The sequence below is a fragment of the Geodermatophilus sp. SYSU D00867 genome (assembly GCF_054050315.1).
The window spans coordinates 1-20,737 of sequence record NZ_JBJGZC010000029.1; the positions used below are offsets into that span (position 1 = coordinate 1).

A 20,737-nucleotide genomic window follows, 5' to 3' on the forward strand; every position below is an offset into this window, starting at 1 on the left:
GCCGGAAGTGGAAGCGCCGCAAGGCGTGGAGCTGACCGGTACTAACAGGCCGAGGGCTTGACCACACACCTTCCTGCCAACACACAACAGGTGTGCACCACGCGTCCACTGTGCAGTTCTGAACGCAGCCAACCCCCCCACCTCCGGCGGTATCCGGAGTGGGCCGGGGCGACGTTCACAGTGTTACGGCGGCCATGGCGAGAGGGAAACGCCCGGATCCATTCCGAACCCGGAAGCTAAGCCTCTCAGCGCCGATGGTACTGCCCCGGAGACGGGGTGGGAGACTAGGACGCCGCCGGACAACCATTCAGGAAGGGCCCCCCACCACCACGGTGCGGGGCCCTTCCGGCATTCCCCAGAAGAGCACGGGGTAGGACCGCGTGGCTGCAATGGCTTTGCTGTTGCGTCCTGACGAAACCCTCGCCGATGTCCTCAGACGAGGACGCGCCGGCCGTGGACGGGGTCCGCGGCCTCGGCCGCGAGCAGGATCCGCCGCGCGGGCCGGTACCGGCCCTCCCGCAGGCTGCGCGCCCGGGCCGGGTCGGTGGCTGCCTGCTGGGCGGCGGCCGCGAGCAGGTGCTGGTTCTCGGCCAGCTTGACCAGGCGGCCGAGCGGGTGCGCCGCACACCGCCGGATGAGGCCGGCGATGTAGGGCTCGCCCGGACGGGGCGTCACGGCGTCGATCGCCTCGACGACGACCGCCGGGACACCCAGGGCGAGCAGCCGGGGCAGGTCGTAGCGGCGGGCGGGATCGGGATGGTCCGCGGTCGTCCGGGCGACGTCCTGCAGCACGCCGGCCATCTCCGCCTCCGGCCCGTACGGCCGCAGCGACTCGGCGATCGGTCGCAAGCGCGCCAGGTAGAGGTCCCGGCCGTGCTCGTCGGTCTGCCCCTCGTGGGCGGCCAGGGCGAGGAGGTGGGCGTCGGGAACGGTGAACGCCACGGGTCCGAGGCTAGGCGGTGCCCGGCGCGCCGGGTCCCCGTGCGGGCCGTGTCGGTCGGCGCTCCGACGGGATCACAGCCGCACGTGGTCGACGGAGCCCGCCCGGACCCGCGCTCGAGGCAGCGGGCCCGGGCGAGCCGGGCGCCGGGACGGTGCCGGCCCCGGGGTCAGGGACCGCGGAGCCGGCACCGTCCCGGTCAGAACGGCGGCTCCTCCTCGGCGAAGCCGCCGACCGGCGCCGCGGCCCAGGGATCGGGCGAGCTGCCCCGGCCGGCACCGTTGCGGACCTCCCGGGGACCCTGTCCGCCACCGGGACCCCCACCGGGACCGTCCCCGGAGCGGGCAACCTTGGCGACGGTCGCCGTCGCGTACCGCAGCGACGGGCCGATCTCGTCGACCTCGAGCTCGATGACGGTGCGCTTCTCGCCCTCCTTGGTCTCGAAGGACCGCTGCTTGAGGCGCCCCTGCGCCATGACCCGGGAGCCGCGGGTCAGCGACCCCGCGACGTTCTCGGCCATCTGGCGCCAGCAGCTGCAGCGCAGGAAGAGCGCGTCGCCGTCCTTCCACTCCTGGGTCTGGCGGTCCAGGGTGCGGGGGGTCGAGGCGATGGTGAAGTCGGCAACCGCCGCTCCCGAGGGCGTGAAACGCAGCTCAGGGTCGCTGGTCAGGTTGCCGATGACGGTGATGACAGTGTCGCCGGCCATGATCCGGTCCTCCGTGTTGTCAGTGCATCGCTCAGGTGAGCGTCCGGAGGTTACGAGCACCGTCCGACAGTTCCGTGCGCTCCGCGGATTTCGTCATCGGGTGGTGTGACGATCGGGGGGGACGGCGGAGCAGCGAGGGGACGGCGAGTGGCAGAGGCGCGGACGGGGGCGGTCCTGGAGGCGACGCTGGAGCGGATCACGTTCGCGAACGCCCAGACCGGCTACACCGTGGCCCGGGTCGACACCGGGCGCGGAGGTGACCTGGTCACCGTGGTGGGCTCGTTGCTCGGCGCCCAGCCGGGGGAGACGCTGCAGCTGCGCGGTCGCTGGGGCGCGCACCCCCAGTACGGCCGCCAGTTCCAGGTCGAGGACTACACGACCGTGCTGCCGGCCACGGTGCAGGGCATCCGGCGCTACCTCGGCTCGGGGCTGGTCAAGGGGATCGGCCCGCGCCTGGCGGCGCAGATCGTCGACCACTTCGGGGCCGACGCGCTGCGGGTGATCGAGGAGCAGCCGGCCCGGCTGGCCGAGGTGCCCAAGCTCGGCCCCAAGCGCACCCGGCTGATCACCGAGGCCTGGGAGGAGCAGCGGGCCATCAAGGAGGTGATGGTCTTCCTGCAGGGCGTCGGGGTCTCCACCTCGCTCGCCGTGCGCATCTACAAGCAGTACGGCGGCGCCTCGATCGGCGTCGTCCGCACGGAGCCCTACCGCCTGGCCGCCGAGGTCTGGGGCATCGGCTTCAAGACGGCCGACACGATCGCCGCCGCGGTCGGCATCCCGCACGACAGCACCCAGCGGGTGGAGGCGGGCCTGCAGTTCGTGCTCTCGGAGGCGACCGGGCAGGGCCACTGCTTCCTCCCCGAGCCGGAACTCATGGCCCGCGCGGTCGAGATGCTGCAGGTCCCCGCCGACCTGGTGCGCCACTGCCTGGCCCTGCTGGTCGCGGACCAGGGACTGATCCGCGACGAGCTGCCCGGCGCGCACGGCGCCCCGCCCACCGTGGCCCACTACCTCGTCCCCTTCCACCGGGCCGAGGTCTCCCTCGCCGCCGGGCTGCGGAGGCTGGCCACCGCGGCCGAGGACCGCATGCCGGCCTTCGCCACCGTCGACTGGGACGCCGCGCTGGCCTGGCTGCACCGGCGCACCGGCGTCGAGCTCGCGCCCGGCCAGCGGGACGCCGTCCGGCTGGCCCTGACCGAGCGGCTCGCCGTCCTCACCGGCGGACCCGGCTGCGGCAAGAGCTTCACGGTGCGCTCGATCGTCACCCTCGCGAAGGCCAAGGGCGCGCGGATCGTGCTGGCGGCACCGACCGGCCGGGCGGCGAAGCGGCTCACCGAGCTGACCGGGGTCGAGGCGGTGACCGTCCACCGGCTGCTGGAGCTGCGCCCCGGCGGCGACGCCGCCTACGACCGGGACCGGCCGCTCGACGCCGACCTGGTCGTCGTCGACGAGTCCTCGATGCTGGACCTGCTGCTGGCCAACAAGCTGGTGCGGGCGGTCCCGCCGGGCGCGCACCTGCTCCTGGTCGGCGACGTCGACCAGCTGCCGTCGGTCGGCGCCGGCGAGGTGCTGCGCGACCTGCTCGCCGAGGGCACCCCGGTGCCGCACGTGCGCCTGACGCAGGTCTTCCGGCAGGCCAGCCGGTCCGGCGTGGTGACCAACGCCCACCGGATCAACGCCGGCACCCCGCCGCAGGTGCAGGGCCTCGACGACTTCTTCCTGTTCCCCACCGACGACGCCGAGGAGGCCGCCCGGCTCACCGTGGACGTCGTCACCCGGCGGATCCCGGCCCGGTTCGGCCTCGACCCGCGCCGCGACGTCCAGGTGCTCACCCCGGTGCACCGCGGCCCCGCCGGGGCCGCCGGGCTCAACGAGCTGCTGCAGGAGGCGCTCACCCCGGCGCGGCCCGACCGCGCGGAGAAGCGTTTCGGCGGGCGGGTGTTCCGCGTCGGGGACAAGGTCACCCAGGTCCGCAACGACTACGACAAGGGCCGCAACGGCGTCTTCAACGGCACCCAGGGCGTCGTCACCGCGATCGACCCGGTGGACCAGAAGGTCACCGTGGTCACCGACGAGGACGAGGCGATCGAGTACGACTTCGCCGAGCTCGACGAGCTGGTGCACGCCTACGCGGTCACCGTGCACCGCTCGCAGGGCAGCGAGTACCCGTGCGTCGTCGTCCCGCTGACCACCAGCGCCTGGATGATGCTGCAGCGCAACCTGCTCTACACCGCGGTCACCCGGGCCAAGCAGCTCGTCGTGCTGGTCGGCTCGCCCCGGGCGCTGGCCCAGGCCGTGCGGGCCGCCGGCTCCGGGCGCCGGCACACCGCCCTCGCCCACCGGCTGCGCGGCCGGGTGTCCTCCGACGACGGCCCGGACCAGGACTGACGCGGTTCCCGGGACGGGGTGTCAAGTCGACACGCCGTTTTGTCGGTACCCCTCCGTAGGTTCGGGATCGACATCTTCCCCGTGTCATCAAGGAGTCCGACATGGCCGTCCCTGGCCTCAAGACCCGCAAGCCCACCGGCCGCGTGCCGTGGCCGTGCATCCTCCTCGAGGGCGAGGAGAAGGCAGGAAAGAGCTGGGCGCTGGCCCAGTTCAGCAGCAGTGACCGGATCGGCGCGCTCTACTGGATCGACCTCAACGAGGGCGCCGGTGACGAGTACGGCGCGATCCCCGGTGCGAGGTACCAGCTCATCGAGCACGACGGCTCCTACGCCGCGGTGCTCGCCGCCGTCCAGGCGGTCAAGGCCGAGGCCCGCCGCGCCTCCGACGCCGGCGAGCCCCCGGTCGTGCTCGGCATCGACACCGGCTCGGCGATCTGGGACGGCCTCAAGGACTGGGCCAGCGAGCGCGCCGCGAAGTCCGCCCGCAACCGCGAGTTGCTCAAGCGCGACCCCAACGCCGAGGTGACCATCAGCCAGAACCTGTGGAACGACGCCGGCGCCCGCTGGCGCAAGCTGCAGACCGAGCTGCTCACCTTCCCGGGGATCGTCGTCGTGACCGCCCGCGGCAAGGAGGTCACCGAGGTCGACAGCAACGGCCGCCCGATCGAGGGGCAGAAGACCTGGTCGGTGCAGACCCACCGGGAGTTCCCGTACGCGGCGAGCGTGTGGATGCGGCTGCGCCGCGGCCGCCGGCCGCTGATCGTCGGCGCGCGCAGCGTGCACGTGGGCATCAAGCCCAACGACGACCCGGCCCGCGAGGTCACCGACCCGAAGGCCTCCGGCCGGCTGCTGGAGTGGCTGGTGTTCGACGCGCTCAAGTGCGACCCGGGCACCGCGCACGTGCGCGACCTCGTCTCCTTCCACGGCGGCGGGCTGCTCGACCACGAGCGCACCGAGGAGGCGCAGCAGGCCCGCCCGGCCGCCCGGGCCGGCGGGCGGGGCGAGCCGGACGCCGCCGACCTGGTCGCGCGGATCGACGACGCCCGCGACGACGACGAGCTGCGCGCGGTCTGGACCGAGGCCAACCGCAACGGCCTGCTGCAGGCCGACGTCCCCACCGCCGGCGGCTCGTACACGGTCGCGGAGCTGATCCGCGCCCGGCACGAGCAGCTGGTCGAGGCGTCGGTGGAGGCCCACCCCGCCGGCCGGCGCCGGGTCGCGGCCGGCGACCCGTCGGTCCCGCAGACGCCCGCCGCGGTGCTGCAGGCCGCCCAGGCCGCGGCGGCGGCCGCGCAGGCCGCCGTCTCGGCGCCCCGGCCCGACGCCGAGGAGGCCGCGCCGGCGAACCCGCTGCTGGAGTCCTCGCCGACCCCGGACGACCCGCGGGAGCGGCGGAACACCGCGGCCCGCCGGGGCGTGCTGGCCAGCCTGGAGAGCCTGGGCGTGACCGACGAGCAGATCGGCGCCCGGTTCGGCCGGTCCGTCGAGCACGTGGCCACCAAGCGGCTGACCGCACTGGTGCGCGCGGTCATCGCCGAGCGCCGGGACGGCGACGACGGTCGTGCGGACGTCGCCTGAGCCGCGGGACGGAGCGGGGCCGGTCCACCCGGCCCCGCTCCGCCGCCGCCTCCTCCGGGAGGCGGGACGGTGACCGCCGTGCTGCCCGCGCGCCCCAGCGCCGCCGAGCGGCGGGCCGCGCCCAGCCTGGCCGCGGCGGTCCGGGACCTCGACAGCCGCCGGGCCCGCTCCCGGCAGCGGATGATCGGCGCCTCCGAGGTCGGCGAGTGCCGCCGCCGGGCGGCCTACCGGATCGCCCGCCGCCGCCCCACCAACGCCCGCGCCGGGCTGCAGGCCTTCATCGGCACCGAGCTGCACCGCGGGGTGCTCCGGGCGCTGCGCCGCCAGTACGGCGGGCTGACCGAGGTGGGCCTGCGGGGCGAGCAGGTCAAGGGCCGCTGCGACTGGTGGCACGAGCCGGTGGTGGAGGACCTCAAGACGACGTCGCGGTTCGGCTTCGAGCGGGTCCTCACCCGCGGCGTGCCGGTCCGGCACTGGTTCCAGGTGGCCCTCTACGGGTGGCTGCTGCGCACCGGGCAGACCGCCGACCGGCGGCTGCCGTCGGGGGACGGGCAGGACGTCGAGGGCCTGCGGATCCGCTACCTGTCCCGCGACTCCGGCGAGGACGTCGTCTTCGAGGCCGACCACGACCCGGCGCTGACCGCCGAAGCGCTCATGTGGCTGACCGACGTCTACGCCACCGTGGAGGAGGACGGCGTCGACGCCGTCCCGCGCGACGGGTTCGGGCCCGGCGTGGACGGGATGTGCGACTGGTGCCCGTTCCTCGACCTGTGCTGGGGGCCGCCGGTGGACCCCGAGACGGAGGGCGAGGTGTCCCGCCAGTCCCGGCTGACGGTCACCGACGCCGACTACGTGGAGGCCGTCCACGACTACGACGCCTGGCGGGCGGCGGAGAACGAGGCGCGGCGCCACAAGGAGTTCGCCCGCGAGCGGCTGCGGGGCCGCTCCGGGCCGGCCGGCGACCTGCACTGCGAGTGGTCCGGCGGCGGGATGCGCACGCAGGTCGACAAGGACGCCGCGGTCGAGCGGCTGGCCGAGCTCGGCGAGGTCGTGCCCACCCGGCGCACCCGCAGCGCGTCCACGATCCGGGTCACGCGGAACGGGATCCGGCCCGACTGAGGACCCGGTGGCGCGACGTCACCCCTCGGGTGCACCATCGAACACACGTTCGAAGAACATCCCGGAGGCACTGATGACCACCGTCCCGACGTCCCACCTGTCCGCCGGGGAGCCGGTCCTGACCGGCGACGTCATCGGCACCGACTTCGGCCTCCCGCTCGTCCGGCCGGTCAAGACCGCCCGCGGGGGCCGGGTCCGGGTGGTGCGCTCGCGCTGCCGGGCGCACGGCGGCGTCGTCGTCTGGTTCACCGACGGCACCAAGACCCCGCCGCTGCACGGGCGCACCGGCTGGATCCTCGCCGAGCCGGGTCCGGGGGCGCCGGCGCAGGACGTCGCCTGAGGCTCACACCCACGCGGTGCGCCGCAGCGGGGGCGGCGCGCCGCCGGGCCGCTGGGCGAGCACCTGGTCGACGCCCATGGTGCCCGCCTCGAACGCCAGGGCACACGCCGCCATGTACAGCCGCCACACCCGGGCGCGCCCTTCGCCGGCGGCGGCCACCGCCTCGTCCCAGTGCCGCTCCAGCCGGGCGACCCAGGCGCGCAGGGTCAGGGCGTAGTGCCGGCGCAGCGCCTCCACGTCGAGCACCTCCAGGCCGGCGTCCTCCAGCGCGCCGACGGTCTCCGCCAGGCCCAGCAGCTCCCCGTCGGGGAAGACGTAGCGGGCGATGAACGAGTCCGGGTCCGGCCGCCACCGCCCGTCGCGCCATGCGATGGCGTGGTTGAGCAGCCGGCCGCCGGGGCGCAGCAGGTCGCGCAGGTGCGCGGCGTACCCGGGCATCTGCTGCCGGCCGACGTGCTCGGCCATCCCGATCGAGGCGATCGCGTCGAACGGCCCGTCGGTGACCTCGCGGTAGTCCTGCACCCGCACCTCGACCCGGCCGGCCAGGCCCGCCTCCGCGACCCGCTCGCGCGCCAGGGCGGCCTGCTGGGCGGACAGCGTGACCCCGACGACGTCGGCGCCGTACCGGCGCGCGGCGTGCAGCGCCAGGCCGCCCCACCCGCAGCCCACGTCGAGCACGCGCATCCCGGGCCGGAGCCCGAGCTTGCGGCAGACCAGGTCGAGCTTGGCCTCCTGGGCGGCGTCGAGGCCGGTGCGCTCGTCGATCCACACCGCGCAGGAGTAGACCAGCGTGGGCCCGAGGACGAGGGCGTAGAAGTCGTTGCCGACGTCGTAGTGGTGGGCGATCGCGGCGGCGTCCCGGCCGCGGGAGTGGCGGAGCCCGGTCCCGCCGACGCGGGCCTCCTCCGCCGGCGGGGCCGGCGGCGGCCCGACGGCGCCCAGCCGGGCGGCGGTGCGCAGCAGCGCCCAGCGCGCGGACGGGCGCAGCGGCGGGGCCGGTTCCCCCTGTCCCCACGTCGCGAGCACGCCTAGCGCGGTGAGGGTGGCGAACACGTCGCCGGGGACGTCGATGTCGCCGGCGACGTAGGCGCGGGCCAGGCCGAGCTGGACCGGCGACCACAGGACCCGGCGGAACGCCCGCCGCGAGCGGACGACGACCACCGGTGCGCCCGCCGGGCCGGTCTCGCTGCCGTCCCAGGCCCGCAGCCGGACGGGCAACCCGTCGGCGCCGAGGAGCGTCGCCAGCGCGTGCGCCGCCCGGGGCGCCACCTCCCTCGTGCCCATGTCGGCTCCTCTCGCCGCGGCCACGTCGCCTGCGCCTCCCCCCGTGCAGGAGGCACCGTGCCAGCGGACCGCCCCGTCCCGCACCGGGTTCGACCACGCCGGGCGGGCCGCCCGTCCGGGCCGGTCAGCGCGCGGACCGGGCCGAGGAGGCGCCGCGCCTGCCGCCGGGCCGCGGGGCCGGGACGGCGGAGGTCCGCAGGGGGAGCTGTACGAGGTAGGCGTCCACCGCCGCGTCCCTGCCCTTGAGCTGCAGTCCCGTCACCGGCACGAGGTCGACCGCGCCCGGCAGCTGGTCGCGCGTCCCGGTGCCGACCAGGACGCCGCCGACCGGGGCGTGCTGCTGCAGCCGGGCCGCGACGTTCACGGTGTCCCCGACGGCGGGGTAGACCAGGTAGCCGCTGCCGCCCATCTCGCTGAACACGACCGGGCCGCTCTCGACGCCGATCCGCAGCCCCGGCCAGTCGGGGTGCTCGGCGCGGATCCGCGCCACCTCCGCCTGCAGCGCCGCGGCCGCCTCCACCGCGCGCAGTGCGTGGTCGGGCTGGTCCCCGGCGCGGTTGAACGTGGCGAACACGCCGTCGCCGGCGAACTTCTCCACCTCGCCGCCGAACCTCCGGGAGATCAGCGGCGCGGCCCGCTCGTAGTAGGCCCGCAGCATGGCCGCGACCTCCACCGCGTCGCGCCGGGCGGTGAAGGTGGTGAAGCCCGCCAGGTCGCCGACCAGGACGGACACCTCGCCGCGGTGCTCGCGCGTCGTCGGCAGGTAGAGGGTGCGGAAGCGCTCGTCGCGCCACTCGCGCCGCGCGGCGGCGAAGACCAGGAGGTAGGCGATGACGATCAGCGCGTGCCACACCCACCAGGCGGGGTGCCACTTGCGCTCGCCGGCCAGCGCCACGCCCACCAGGGCCTCCGCGAGCAGGCCGTAGCAGGCCACGACGCTGAAGAGCAGCAGCCCGAAGTGGCTCCGGTTGACCCACCAGAGGCGGACCGCCGCCAGCAGGTAGAGGAGCGCGCCGACCGCCGCGGCCGCCGTGAGCGCGACGTGCTCCCCGCCCTCGGCGCTCACCTGCTGCAGCGGCGGCCACTCGGCCACCGACCACAGCCCCCAGACGACGATCGACCCGAGGACGGCGCCGCGCAGCGCCCGCCGGTGGCGCGCCACCCACGCCTCGGCCGGGGGCCGAGCGTCCACCAGCGCCGAGGCCGCGGCGAAGGGGGCGGCGACGAGCAGCCCGGTCGTGATGGCGACGGTGAAGCCGGGCAGCGCGTCGTGGGTGAGCACGTGCTGGGTGCCGACGGCGTGCAGCGCCATGAAGCCGCTGGTCGCGAGGAACGCCAGGGACAGGAGCAGGACGCGGGCGTCCCCGCGCCGGCGGGCCGCCTCCCCGGCGACCAGCGACAGGCTGGCCGCCACGGCCCCGACGGTCAGGAAGACGGAGAAGTGCAGCGCCGGCCCGGTCCAGTGCAGCCCCTCGAAGTCGCTGCGCAGCAGGAACACCAGCCCGACCAGGGGGAGGGCCATCGCGACCAGCAGCATCGCCGCGACCGTCGGCCGGCGTCCGTGGACGGCGATCAGGTGGGCGAGGGTGCCGGGTGTGGTCCGCCCCGCGCCCGCGAGTGCCGGGGCGACGTCCTCCCGGCGGTGACGGAGTGGGGACCCGGTCGCGGGGTCGCGGTGCCGGCCGCTCACCGCACCTCCCCGGGACGGGCACGAGGACGGCTGCGCCGCGGGGGCTCCTCCCGGAGCCGGCGGCGTGCGCTCCCGGCCGACGTGGCCGGTGCCGAGGCCACGGAGGGCAGTGTGCTCCCGGGAAGGGGGCGGGCACCAGCACCGCGGTACCCGCCGTCGACCGGAGCCGCCGGTCAGTGCACCCGGCGGCTGCGCACCTAGCGGCCCGTCCGGTCGCGGTAGCGGGCGGCGCGCCGGGCCGCCGCGGCCTGGCGGCGCTGCCGGTCGCGCTGCTCGCGCGCCTCCCACCGGGCCTCGCGGTGGGCGGCGGCGGTGCCGACCGGGTAGCCGGCCTTGACCACGCGGTTCTCGGTCGCCTCCACCATGTAGGCCAGCGAGTAGACCATCCCCAGCGCGATGCCCCCGCCGGCCGCCGCCAGCCGCAGCCCCCAGCCGGCCGGCAGCAGCAGCATGACCAGGGCGATGGGGACCGCCATCTGCACGAGGCTGCGCACGACGTGGCGCGCCCACCAGGTGCTCGTCGTCGTGTCGAACAGGACCCAGCCGCGGTTGCGCCGGGGGAGTCCGCCGCCGAGGGCGTACCACAGCCACCGGTGGGGGGCGGGGCGGACGACGGGGTCGGCCGGCGCGCCGGACGTCGGGCTGGGCTGGGTCATGTCGGTGGTGTGCTCCTGCTCGGTGACGGCCACGCCTCCATCGTCCCCCGGATCCCATGGGGCACCAAGCATTGGTGGACCATGTGTCGGACCCGACAGTCGGGGCGGTTCACGCTCGATCGCGGGCGGCCAGCGCCTCCTGCGAGGCGGCGATCACCCGGGCGAGGGCCCCGTGCAGGCTCACCAGCTCCTCGAGGGGCATGCCGAGACGCTCGACGACGCCGGCCGGGATCGCCTCGGCCCGGGCACGCAGCGCCAGCCCCTCCTCGGTCAGCGCGAGCGCCAGGTTGCGCTGGTCCGCGGGGTCGCGCTCACGGCGCAGCAGGCCGGCCGTCTCGAGCCGCTTGAGCAGGGGGGAGAGGGTGCCGGGGTCGAGCTGCAGCAGCCCCGACAGCCGCTTCACCGACAGCGACCCGTGCTGCCACAGCGCGAGCATCACCAGGTACTGCGGATGGGTCAGGCCCAGCGGTTCGAGGACGGGACGGTAGACGGCGACCACGTTGCGCGCGGCCACCGAGAGCGCGAAGCACACCTGCCGGTCGAGGGCGAGCACGTCCTCGGAGGCGAGGGCGCGCAGGTCCTCGGACCCGGCGGGAGCCTGCGGCGTCTGGCTCGTGGTCACCCCGCCAGGGTAAGACGTTGGGGCACCAACGGTTCGGCCGCCAACGGGTTCCCGGTCACTCCCGGCAGCGCAGGGGCGGCGCGCCGGCCCGTGGTGCGGGAGGTGCCGTGCGGGCCCGGCGCCACCTCGACGTCGTGCCCGGCCCGCGGCTGCCGGGCGCCCACCGCCCGGCGCGCCCGCCGTCAGTCCGCGCAGAGCGTGGTCACCCGGACGGCCCCGACGAACGGCGCCTCCCAGCGCCTGCGGAACTCGGTGACGTGCTGCTCGGTGGGGAAGTACACGGCGACGGCGTGCTCCGACCGGTCGCGGCCCAGCGCCTCTGCCGCCCCCTCGTCACACGCCAGCTCGCCCAGGCCGGCGCCCGGCCAGAGTTCCTGGACGTCGGCGAGGACCTGCTGGAGCGCGGGGTCGCCGGGTGCTCCGACGGCGACGTAGGCGGCCCAGAGGAGGGCGCCGTGCGTCGGGGTGGACTCGATCGGCCAGCCGGGGAGGCCCTCGGTCCCGTTGCCCGTGCCCTCGTCACCCGTGCCCTCGTCACCCGTGCCCTCGTCACCGGGGTCCTGGGGCGCCGAGGTCCCCGCGGCGGTGCCGTCGTCGTCGGCGGCGGTGGTGTCGTCCGCGGTGCCGTCGTCGTCCGCGGTGCCGTCGTCCGCGGTGCCGTCGTCCGTGGTGGTGGTGCCGTCGTCGGTCGTGGTGCCGTCGTCGGTCGCGTCGGCCGGTGCCGGCGGCGGGGTCGCGGACGCCTCGACGGAGGGGCTCGCGGAGCTGCCGGTGGTCGGAGAGGCCGTGCCGTCCGCTCCGCCCGAGCAGCCGGCCAGCAGCAGGGCGCCGGTGAGGAGCGACGACACGAGCGCGGAGCGGTTCACGGGGACCTCCTCGGATCTGAGGCCGTGAGGATCGACAGTCCGCGCAGGCGTCACCAGGGGGACCGTGCGTCCGCTGTCGCCGAAGTCCCGGTGCCGGGTGCACGACACCTGCCAGTTCCGCGGCGTGGTCTCCCGGGTCCCCGGGCGAGTCGCTCACTCCGCCGTGAGCCGGGCACGGACGGTCACCGGACGGGGCGGCGGCAAGGAGCCCCGCGCGCACGCGCTCCCCGAGCGCGGCGAGCCGCCGCGGCTGCCCGGCAGCGCCGCCGGCCGGATCGTCCTCCGTCCCCGACGCGGGATCAGTGCTGCTGGGGGCGGCCCAGCCGCGCCTTCGTCTCCTCCACGTCGAACCCGTGCAGGCGGAGCAGGTTCTCGCCGAGGATCTTCCGCTTGGCGACGTCCGTGAGCTGCGGATAGCCGTAGCCCTCGCACAGGTCCTGCGGGATGGAGAAGTCCATGAAGGCCCGCAGCGCCCACTGCGGGTGGAAGATCGGCGCCTCCGAGCCGTAGACGATCTTGTCCTCGCCGCACCAGAACAGCAGCTTGCCGAGGATCTCGGCGAACATCCGCGGCGCCCGGACGAGGAAGTTGATCGTCGCCGCCAGCGAGGCGTACAGGTTGGGCCAGCGGATCAGCTGCCAGCAGGTCTCGTCGATGAACGGCAGCCCGACGTGGAAGATCACGAAGTTGATGTCCGGGAAGGCGGCCGCGGCGCCGTCCATGTCCCAGGTCTGGGTCGCCTCGACCGGCTGCGGCCCCAGCGGCACGCCCTTGTGCACGCCGATGAGGTTCACCCCGAGCTCCTGGGCCTTCTCGAACACCGGGAAGGCGACCCTCGGGTCGTCCATCCGCCACGGGAACGGGGAGCCGTAGTCGTAGCGGACGTTGTAGAACTTGAACGCCCTGGCGCCGAACTCGCCGACCTGGCGCTCCATCAGGTCCAGCGCCCGGCGTCCCTCGAGCGGGTTCACCGAGCCCCAGAACACCGTCCGGTCCGGGTCCCGCATCGCCAGTTCCGCGCACGTCTCCCACGGGGAGAGCCCGTCGCGGAACAGGTCGGTCAGCGGCAGCGGCATCGCGGCCAGCATGTCGGTGTCGGACTGCTCGTAGACCATCTGCCGGATGTCGGCCGGCGTCCACTCCCGGAGGAACTCCTCCGCCGACAGCGTCGGCTCGCCGTCCGGGGTCAGCGTCGTGTGGAAGGCGTACAGGTGGTTGGCGAACATCTGCCCCGGTGACCCGAACGCGTTCTTGGCCGTGAAGTTGAACGGGTGCGCGACCCCGTCGAACACGAATGCGTCGCCGATCATGGTCGTCCTCCTGGGCTGGGGCCGAGCGGCCGGGAGCGGTGGGCGGTGAGGAAGGCGTCGCGGTCGGGGACGGCGACGGGGTCGGGGAGGGACCGCAGCCGGCGGGCGGCCGCGGGGGAGAGCCGGTCGGTCGTCCAGGCCTCGTCCCAGACGACCTCCACCTCGCAGGTCTCGACGCCGGGCTGCTGCCGGATCGCCGTCTCGACGTCGCTGACCACCCGGGCGGCGAACGGGCACCAGCCCGAGGTGAGCAGCAGCTCGACCCGGACGTGGCCGTCGCGGACGTCGACCGACCGGAGCAGGCCCATGTCGACGACGGAGATGCCCTTCTCCCGGCAGCAGGGGTCGAACACGGTGGACAGCGCGCGGGCGGCCCACCCGGGCACCGCGGGGGACGGCTGCGTCATCCCGCCATGGTGTGACCTGTGCCACAGTCGGACCAGGGGTTCGGCCACGACCGGTCCCGTCCGGCCGGCGGGGGAGGGCCCGGGAACAGCGCGGCTCCCCGGGTGTTGACACCATGGAGGCCCCGCCCCCGGGACCGGAGCGGGTCGCCCGACGGCGACCTCCCGCCGGCCGGGGCTCCCGGGCCGCCGTCCGCGGTCCCCGGGCGCCCTCGGGCGCCCCGCCCGACGCGGGGCACCGGACCCCGTCCGGAGCGTCCCCGCTCCGGCCGCGGGACCGTGCGCGACGCTGCCGCGGCGACCGTGCCCGGCACTGCAGAGGAGGATCCTTGGCTCGACCAGGCCAGCGCCAGTCAGGCGCTCGCCGCAGCGCCCCGCGCGACCAGCGGCGGGGCCGCCGTGACGACGACGTCGTCGCGGTGCTCGCCCGCACCGTCCGGGACGTGGAGGCGGCCGCCCGGCGCGGGCGCGTGACGCCCTCCGTGCGCACGCGGTTCCAGGCCGTCGCGCTGCTGCTGCGCGACGAGCGCGCCCGCGTCCGCGCGGACACGGGCCTCAGCGACGGCCGCCGGAGCGAGCAGCTCAAGCGCCTGGACGGCGTGGCGACCATCCTCGCGACGACCGCCGTCCGCGACGCCGGGCTGCTGGCGCTGCTCGGCGAGGACGCCGTCGTCTCCGACGCGGCCCGGTCGCTCGTGCGCGAGATGCAGAAGGCCGCCGGTGTCGAGCCGGTCGTCGAGGAGGCCGCGCCGGCCGACGTCCCGGACGAGCCCGCCACCCCCCAGCGCCGCGCCGTGCCGCAGTCGGTCATCTCCCGGCAGCTGGCCAACCCGTTCCTCGCCCCGGACTTCTCCGCCGCCGCCCCGCGCGCCCCGCGCCCTCGCCGCCTGGCCGGCTGGGAGCTGCTCGGCCCGCTGCTGACCTCCTTCGAGCGCGCCGGCGGCGGGGCCCCGGCGTGCATGGACCTGCCCTTCCCGACGGACCGCTTCACCCCGGCCGGGCTGGAGCTGATGCCGCACCAGGGGCAGCTGGTCGCCGCGGCCGCGGCCGGGCACCGGACCTTCCTGCTCGCCGACGAGCCCGGCCTGGGCAAGACCGCGCAGGCGCTGCTCGCCGCGGAGGCGGCGGACGCCTACCCGCTGCTCGTCGTCGTGCCCAACGTCGTCAAGACCAACTGGGCGCGGGAGGCCGGCCGCTGGACGCCGCACCGCCCGGCCACCGTGGTGCAGGGCGACGGCGAGACGGTCGACGGCTTCGCCGACGTCGTCGTCGTCAACTACGAGGTCCTCGACCGCCACGTGGGCTGGCTCGGCGACTTCGGCTTCCGCGGGATGGTCGTCGACGAGGCGCACTTCATCAAGAACAAGACCTCGCAGCGCTCGCAGCACGTCCTCGCGCTGTCCGAGCGGATCCGGTCGCGCACCGTGCGGCCGCTGCTGATGGCCCTCACCGGCACCCCGCTGATCAACGACATCGAGGACTTCCGGGCCATCTGGCAGTTCCTCGGCTGGATCGACGACGCCAAGCCGCTCGGCGAGCTGATGGACGCGCTCGAGGACACCGGCCTGACGCCCGCGGACCGCGGCTTCTCCGCCGCCGCCCGGCAGTGCGTGATCGACCTGGGGATCGTGCGCCGCCGCAAGGTCGACGTCGCCGCCGACATCCCCGCCCGCCGCATCGCCGACCTCCCGGTCGAGCTGGACGGCGCGGCCGGCCGGTCGATCCGGGCGGCCGAGCAGGAGCTGGTCCGCCGGATGGTGCGGCAGTACGAGACCGCGCTCGCGGCGCGGACCTCCGGCGTCGTCGAGGGGATCGACGCCGACCTGGTGCGCCGGGTGGCCCGGTCCGAGCTGAAGGACGCCACCACCACGACCGGCGAGAACGTGTTCGGCATGATGCGGCGGATCGGCCGGGCGAAGGCCGGGCTGGCCGCCGACTACGCCGCCCAGCTGGCCCGCAGCGCCGGCAAGGTCGTCTTCTTCGCCAAGCACGTCGACGTCATGGACGCCGCCGAGGAGACCTTCGCCCGGCAGGGCGTGCGGTTCTCCTCCATCCGGGGCGACCAGACGCCGGCGGCGCGGCAGCGGGAGGTCGACGCGTTCGTCACCGACCCCGACGTCCACGTCGCGGTGTGCTCGCTGACCGCGGCGGGCGTGGGGCTGAACCTGCAGGTCGCGTCCAACGTCGTGCTCGCCGAGCTGTCGTGGACCGACGCCGAGCAGACCCAGGCGATCGACCGCAGCCACCGCATCGGCCAGACCGAGCCGGTCACCGCGTGGCGGATCATCGCCGCCCAGACCCTCGACGCGCGGATCGCCGAGCTGATCGACACCAAGGCGGGCCTCGCCGCCCGGGCGCTGGACGGCTCCGACGAGGAGGTGTCCTCGTCGGCGGACGTGCAGCTCGAGGCGCTGGTCGCCCTCCTCACCGACGCGCTGCGGACGTCGTCCGGGCAGGAGGAGGCCCTCGGCGCCTGACCGTCAGGAGCCCACGCGCACCGGACCGGCGCCGAGGGAGCTGCCGCCCCGGTTCAGAACCGGTCGAGCAGCTCCTGCTGCGCCAGGCTGAGCAGCTGCACGCTGGCCATGCCGCTGAGCCCGATCAGCGTCCGCTGCTGCCCGGACAACGGCAGGGCGTCCAGGAGGTCGTCCAGTTCCCGTCCGTGGTGCGGGTCCAGCTCGGCGTGCAGCAGGAGCGTCCGGAACGCCTCCGGTCCGTATCCGCTGACCGCCTGCATCCGGTCGATGTCCTGCCTCGCGGGCGGGTACCCCTCCAGCAGTGCGATGTAGCCGAGCAGCCCCACGGGGTGGACGTGGTGCACCCAGTAGTACTGGGACCCGACGAGCGCGGCGACCGGGGGCGACGGCACACGGGCGAGCACCCGGTCAGGAGGGACGCCGATGGCCTCCAGGTCGGCCAGGAGCCAGTCGTCGTGCCCGCGCTCCTCGGGGATGTGGTGCTCGAGGTAGTCCGCGAGCGGCGCGGCGACCGGGTCGTCCGGGAGGGCCCGGGCCGCGGTCAGGGCCGTCTCCATGAGGGGCACGCTCGCCCGGATCATGCCGTGCCACATGACGAGGAACTCGGGGTAGACGCCGTGCAACCCGGGGTGGTCGACGATCCGCCGGCTGGTCGCCACCGCGAGGGGCAGCACGAGTTCGAGTCTGCCGCGGAGCCGGCGGCTCTCCGCCGGCTCCGGGCCCGTCCCGCCGGGACGAGGCTGCATCAGTACCCGGTCAGCGGGCCGAGGCGGCCCTCCAGGTAGAAGTGGTTCCTCGCCAGCGTGGTGAAGATCCGGTTCACGAACCGGCGCTCGTCGGCGTCGAGTGCCTCGATGGTCCGGCGGACCTCCTCGGGTATCGCCTCGTAGTCCTCCACCCGGTAGAGGTCATCGAGATCGAAGTCGGGGTTCTCGTCGAACAGCTCGGCCACTCGTCCCAGCGCCCTGCGCGCCTCGTCCCAGGGGCGTTCCTGGTTCGTGCCGTCGTCCATCGCCATCGGACGCCTCCTCGACGGAGCCGGCGGGGCAGCCAGTAGGGCGCAGCCGCCGGGTCGCTGTCAAGCGGGTGCCGCTTGTCCCGGCGTCACCGGGGCGACCAGACTGGACGCGCGAGACGAACCCCGGCCGTAGCGGAAGCGAAGCGGCGTCATGGTCAGCAGCCCGCCTGACGAGCTCGGCTCCTCGCCACCTGCTGTCCGTGGGGTGCGGAAGCTGGTCACGGTCCTGTTCGTCGACGTCGTCGACTCCACCGTCCTGACCGAGGACCTGGACGCCGAGTCCTCGCGGGCGCTGCTGGACGACTACTTCCGTGTCGCCGACGAGGTGGTCTCCCGTCACGGCGGGTACGTGGAGAAGTTCATCGGCGATGCCGTCATGGCCGTCTTCGGGGTCCCCACGCTCCACGAGGACGACGCGCTGCGCGCCGTCACGGCCGCTGTGGAGATCCGCGACCGGCTCGCGGCGATGGACGAGGAGTTCCTGCGGGCCTACGGCCGGACCGTCGCCGTCCGCACGGGCATCGACTCCGGCGAGGCCCTGGTGAGCACGCGCGGCCACGGGGAGCTCTACGTCACCGGGCCCACGGTCACCACCGCCGCGCGGCTGGAGCAGGCCGCCGCATCCGGCACGGTCCTCATCGGCGAGGCGACCCACCACCTCGTCCGCGACGCCGTGGAAGCGGAGGGGCCCCGCTCCCTGACGCTCAAGGGCAAGCCGCACGGGGTCACGGCGTGGGCGGTGGAGCGCACCATCCCCGGGGCAGCCGGGGTGCGGCGTCGGCTGGACGCCGCCCTGGTGGACCGCCGGGACGAGCTGGACCGGCTGCTGACGGCCTTCGACCGCGCGGCGGGCAGCGGCTGCCAGCTGGTGACGGTCGTCGGGGACCCTGGCATCGGCAAGACACGGCTGGCCGACGAGCTGGTCGCCCGGCTCGCGGGGCGAGGTCGGGTGCTGAGCGGTCGCTGTCGGCCCTACGGCGAGGGCATCACCTTCTGGCCGGTCGTCGAGGTGCTCCGCGACGCCGCCGGGATCGCCGCCACGGATCCCCCCGCGCAGGCCAGGGACAAGGCGGCCGCGCTGCTCCCGCCCGGACACACGAGCGCTCTGGTCATGGCCCGCCTGGCGGGCCTGCTCGGGGACAGCGAGGCGCAGGCCTCCGTCCCGGAGCTGTTCTGGGCGATCCGCAGGTACCTGGAGACGCTGGCGGCGACCGGCCCGCTCGTCGTCCTGTTCGACGACGTCCACTGGGGTGAGCCGACCTTCCTGCAGCTGCTGCAGTACCTGGCCGACTGGACGGGACGGGCTCCGCTCCTGGTCGTCTGCCTGGCGCGGGGGCAGTTGCTCGACGAGCGACCGGACTGGACGACGCCGCGGACGAACGCCGAGATCGTCTTCCTCCGCCCCCTCGACGCGGAGGAGACCCGGCAGCTCGTCGAGGGGCTGGTCGGCGGCGGTCACGTCGACGCCGAGGCGGAGGCGCGGATCGACGCGGTCGCCGAGGGCAACCCGCTGTTCGTCGAGGAGATGCTGCGCATGCTCGCCGACTCCGGTGAGCTGCGGTTCGAGTCCGGTCGGTGGGTGATGGACCGCTCGGTCGTCCGCATGCCGATCCCGACGACGATCCAGGCCCTGATGTCGGCGCGGCTGGAGCGTCTGGAACCGGAGCAGCTCGTGGTGCTGCAGCGGGCCGCGATCGTGGGGCAGGTGTTCAGCTGGAGCGACGTGGCCGCTCTCTGTGGCGACGACGGCCAGGCGTCCGGGACGGCGGCCCGCCTGCAGGCACTGATGCGCAAGCAGCTGGTCAAGCCGCGACCCGACGAGCCGGGGGACGAGGACGCCTTCGAGTTCTCCCACGGCCTCGTGCGCGACGCCGCCTACGAGCTGATCCCGAAGGCCGAGCGTGTCGACCTGCACGAACGCTTCGCGGCCTGGACCCAGAGCCGGCTGGGGGAGGGCGGCGCAGGCCACGAGGAGATCGTGGGCCACCACCTCGAGCAGGCCCACCACACGCTGCTCCAGCTGGGACCGCCGTCCTCCCGCTCCGCCGACCTGGCCGAGCGTGCCTTCACCCAGCTGTCGGTGGCAGGGCTGCGGGCCCACGGACGGGGTGACGTCCCCGCAGCCGTCAACCTGCTGCAGCGGGCGGTGTCGCTGCTCGACCCGAAGCGGGCCGAGCGGACCGCCGTCCTGCCGCAACTGGCATCCGCGCTGATGGAGACCGGTGCCTTCGAGGACCTGCAACAGGTCGTGGCGGAGATGGAGGGGGCGGCCGGGGCCGGCGACCACGGGACGCGGGCCCGCGCCACCGTCCTCCGGCTCTGGATGCGGATGTTCACCGACCCCGTCGGCTGGGCGGAGGTGGCCGAGGCCGAGGCGGCACGGGCACAGCGGGCCTTCACCGAGCTGCAGGACGACCGCGGGCTCGCCATGACGTCGTCCCTGCTCGGCCTCGTCAGCCTGATGAGGGGCCGGTTCGCGGAGGCCGCGATCCACTGGACCGGGGCGAGCGTGAACGCCGACCGGGCCGGGGACCAGCGTGACCGGCTGGAGGCGCTGTCCTGGGTGCCCCTGATGATCTGCGCCGGGCCGACTCCCTGCGAGGAGGGGCTGCGGCACTGTCACGAGCTGCTGCTGCGTGCCGACGGTGACAAGAAGACCATGGCGAGTGCGCTGACGGCGGAGGCGCTGCTGCTGGCCGCCCTGGACCGTCCCCAGGAGGCCCGCGGGTCCCTGGCACGGGCCCACGACCTCCTGGGCGAGGTGGCGCTGACGGTCTGGATGGCGGGTCCCTACGCGCAGAGCGCCGGGTGGGTGGAGCTCCTCGCCGGTGACCCCGCCGCGGCCGAACGCGTGCTGCGCGCGGGGTTCGACTCGCTGCGGGGGATGGGCGAGGTGATGTGGTTCTCCACGGTCGCCGGACTCCTGGGCGAGGCGGTCCTGCAGGTGGGGCGGCAGGACGAGGCCGCGGTCCTGGCCCGGGCGAGTCGCGATGCGGCCGCGCCCGACGACGTGTACTCCCAGATGGTCTGGCGGACGGTGGCCTCCACGGTGGCTGCGCGCAGCGGACGGGTGGAGGACGCGGAGGCGCTCGCCCGGGAGGCCGTGGACCTCATCCAGCGGAGCGACGGGTTGCTCCTGCACTGGCTGGCCCTCGTGAACCTCGCGCGGGTGATGGAGTCCCTGGGCCGGATCCCGGACGCGGCCGCGGCCGCGAACGAGGCGGCAGCCGTCGCCGAGCGGAAGGGATCCGTGGCGGCCGAGCGCCGCGCGCGGGAGATCGCGACGCGGCTGGGGGGATGAACTCCCTCCCGTCCGGGTCCGCGTGCCCGTGGGGCACGG

At 75.1% G+C, this 20,737-nt stretch carries 17 protein-coding genes and 1 rRNA gene; 7 read left to right on the forward strand and 11 right to left on the reverse strand.

Annotated elements, in window-relative coordinates:
- The first annotated feature begins 184 nt into the window (after window positions 1–184).
- A 5S ribosomal RNA gene (gene rrf, locus ACI8AK_RS21005) occupies window positions 185–301 on the forward strand.
- Between the two features lie 131 nt (window positions 302–432).
- Here the strand turns inward: rrf and ACI8AK_RS21010 are convergent.
- Both ACI8AK_RS21010 and ACI8AK_RS21015 read right to left on the reverse strand, forming a co-directional pair.
- Entirely contained in the window at window positions 433–942 is a 510-nt protein-coding gene (locus ACI8AK_RS21010; RefSeq protein ID WP_456903642.1) for a phosphohydrolase, read from the reverse strand.
- A 197-nt stretch (window positions 943–1,139) separates the two neighbouring features.
- Window positions 1,140–1,646, reverse strand: coding sequence for a single-stranded DNA-binding protein (locus ACI8AK_RS21015; RefSeq protein WP_456957847.1), 507 nt, complete (start codon window positions 1,644–1,646; stop codon window positions 1,140–1,142).
- 147 nt (window positions 1,647–1,793) lie between these two features.
- Between ACI8AK_RS21015 and recD2 the strand changes: the two genes are divergently transcribed.
- The 4 genes from recD2 (at window position 1,794) to ACI8AK_RS21035 (ending at window position 7,070) form a co-directional block, all read left to right on the forward strand.
- Window positions 1,794–4,034, forward strand: coding sequence for an SF1B family DNA helicase RecD2 (gene recD2, locus ACI8AK_RS21020; RefSeq protein WP_387989365.1), 2,241 nt, complete (start codon window positions 1,794–1,796; stop codon window positions 4,032–4,034).
- A gap of 101 nt (window positions 4,035–4,135) precedes the next feature.
- Entirely contained in the window at window positions 4,136–5,611 is a 1,476-nt protein-coding gene (locus ACI8AK_RS21025; protein ID WP_387989368.1) for a hypothetical protein, read from the forward strand.
- A 69-nt stretch (window positions 5,612–5,680) separates the two neighbouring features.
- Complete coding sequence (locus ACI8AK_RS21030) at window positions 5,681–6,730, forward strand: PD-(D/E)XK nuclease family protein (protein WP_387989371.1); 1,050 nt, start codon at window positions 5,681–5,683, stop codon at window positions 6,728–6,730.
- 73 nt (window positions 6,731–6,803) lie between these two features.
- Window positions 6,804–7,070 carry a hypothetical protein gene (locus ACI8AK_RS21035; RefSeq protein WP_387989374.1) on the forward strand — a complete coding sequence of 89 codons (267 nt, stop codon included), beginning with the start codon at window positions 6,804–6,806 and terminating at the stop codon, window positions 7,068–7,070.
- 3 nt (window positions 7,071–7,073) lie between these two features.
- Here the strand turns inward: ACI8AK_RS21035 and ACI8AK_RS21040 are convergent, their stop codons facing one another.
- From ACI8AK_RS21040 to ACI8AK_RS21070, 7 genes are all read right to left on the reverse strand, one after another.
- Complete coding sequence (locus ACI8AK_RS21040) at window positions 7,074–8,354, reverse strand: class I SAM-dependent methyltransferase (protein ID WP_456957849.1); 1,281 nt, start codon at window positions 8,352–8,354, stop codon at window positions 7,074–7,076.
- 124 nt (window positions 8,355–8,478) lie between these two features.
- Window positions 8,479–9,891, reverse strand: coding sequence for an adenylate/guanylate cyclase domain-containing protein (locus ACI8AK_RS21045; protein ID WP_387989380.1), 1,413 nt, complete (start codon window positions 9,889–9,891; stop codon window positions 8,479–8,481).
- Between the two features lie 350 nt (window positions 9,892–10,241).
- Window positions 10,242–10,733 carry a DUF5313 family protein gene (locus ACI8AK_RS21050; protein ID WP_456957851.1) on the reverse strand — a complete coding sequence of 164 codons (492 nt, stop codon included), beginning with the start codon at window positions 10,731–10,733 and terminating at the stop codon, window positions 10,242–10,244.
- Window positions 10,734–10,809: 76 nt separating this feature from the next.
- Window positions 10,810–11,322 (reverse strand): MarR family winged helix-turn-helix transcriptional regulator, encoded by a 513-nt coding sequence (locus tag ACI8AK_RS21055; RefSeq protein ID WP_387989385.1) that lies wholly within the window; start codon window positions 11,320–11,322, stop codon window positions 10,810–10,812.
- A 182-nt stretch (window positions 11,323–11,504) separates the two neighbouring features.
- Window positions 11,505–12,188: a hypothetical protein gene (locus ACI8AK_RS21060; RefSeq protein ID WP_456957853.1), complete on the reverse strand. Its 684-nt coding sequence runs from the start codon at window positions 12,186–12,188 to the stop codon at window positions 11,505–11,507.
- A gap of 299 nt (window positions 12,189–12,487) precedes the next feature.
- On the reverse strand, window positions 12,488–13,498 hold the full coding sequence (locus ACI8AK_RS21065) for an amidohydrolase family protein (RefSeq protein ID WP_456957855.1): 1,011 nt from the start codon (window positions 13,496–13,498) through the stop codon (window positions 12,488–12,490).
- Window positions 13,495–13,905: a metal-sulfur cluster assembly factor gene (locus ACI8AK_RS21070; RefSeq protein WP_387989393.1), complete on the reverse strand. Its 411-nt coding sequence runs from the start codon at window positions 13,903–13,905 to the stop codon at window positions 13,495–13,497. Before ACI8AK_RS21070 ends, ACI8AK_RS21065 begins: the two co-directional genes overlap by 4 nt.
- Before the next feature lie 326 nt (window positions 13,906–14,231).
- On the opposite strand from ACI8AK_RS21070, the gene ACI8AK_RS21075 reads away from it, so the two are divergent.
- Window positions 14,232–16,379 carry a DEAD/DEAH box helicase gene (locus tag ACI8AK_RS21075; protein WP_456903635.1) on the forward strand — a complete coding sequence of 716 codons (2,148 nt, stop codon included), beginning with the start codon at window positions 14,232–14,234 and terminating at the stop codon, window positions 16,377–16,379.
- Between the two features lie 53 nt (window positions 16,380–16,432).
- Here ACI8AK_RS21075 and ACI8AK_RS21080 read toward each other — a convergent pair whose 3' ends face one another.
- Window positions 16,433–17,053 carry an iron-containing redox enzyme family protein gene (locus tag ACI8AK_RS21080; RefSeq protein ID WP_387989399.1) on the reverse strand — a complete coding sequence of 207 codons (621 nt, stop codon included), beginning with the start codon at window positions 17,051–17,053 and terminating at the stop codon, window positions 16,433–16,435.
- Between the two features lie 71 nt (window positions 17,054–17,124).
- Entirely contained in the window at window positions 17,125–17,397 is a 273-nt protein-coding gene (locus ACI8AK_RS21085) for a hypothetical protein (protein WP_387989402.1), read from the reverse strand.
- Window positions 17,398–17,602: 205 nt separating this feature from the next.
- Between ACI8AK_RS21085 and ACI8AK_RS21090 the strand changes: the two genes are divergently transcribed.
- Entirely contained in the window at window positions 17,603–20,698 is a 3,096-nt protein-coding gene (locus tag ACI8AK_RS21090; protein ID WP_456957857.1) for an ATP-binding protein, read from the forward strand.
- The last annotated feature ends 39 nt before the right edge of the window (window positions 20,699–20,737 follow it).